Raw genomic sequence first — 661 nt, forward strand, 5'->3', positions numbered from 1 at the left:
CCCGGCCGGGTCGGCCGCCGTGGGCCCGGGGTGCGGACTGGCATGGGGGATCGGCATCAGAGGTCTCCACAGGAGGGCGGGGCCGGCCGGGTGCGGGTGCGGCGGGCCGTTCAGCTGTCGGCGGGGGCGGAGAGCACGGTCCGGGAGGCGAAGTTGCGGTAGCCGGCGCGGTCGAAGGCGGCGGCCATGGGACGGTTCGGCAGATCGGTGTCCGCGGTGATCCGGCGGGCGCCCGCGGCGAGCAGGATGCGGGTGGTCTCGGCCAGCAGCTCGTCCACGTACCCCCGGCCGCGCAGGGACGGGACCACGCCGAGGTAGCCGACCACGAAGTTCTGGTCGTTGCGGGACGGCACGGCCAGGCCGGCGAGCGTTCCGTCCGGGGTGTAGGCCAGCCGCCACCAGTCCCGGTCGCCGGGCATGTCCCGGTAGCCTTCCAGGTCGTCCCGGGCCGCCTGCGCCACGCCGTGCCGGGCGACCGCGCGCCGGGTCGTGGTGTCGAGGGTTCCCTCGGCCACCTCGCGGAACGCGCCGAGGAACACCTCGTCGTCCGGTTCGGGCCGGAACACCAGCCGCTCGGGCGCCGCGGGCACGGTCCCGTCGGCCGTCCACTCGTAGCGCAGCCTGCGCAGCACGTCGGTCAGGCCGGCCGCGGCGGCGGCCT

1 protein-coding gene is annotated in these 661 nt (G+C 76.7%); it reads right to left on the reverse strand.

Annotated features, from left to right (window positions below; genetic code table 11):
• Positions 1-110 precede the first annotated feature (110 nt).
• The coding region (locus CCN44_RS42550; protein ID WP_143650515.1) for a GNAT family N-acetyltransferase at positions 111-661 on the reverse strand (551 nt) is incomplete at its 5' end.

Source organism: Streptomyces tricolor, assembly GCF_002155905.1.
Classification (GTDB): Bacteria; Actinomycetota; Actinomycetes; order Streptomycetales; family Streptomycetaceae; genus Streptomyces; species Streptomyces tricolor.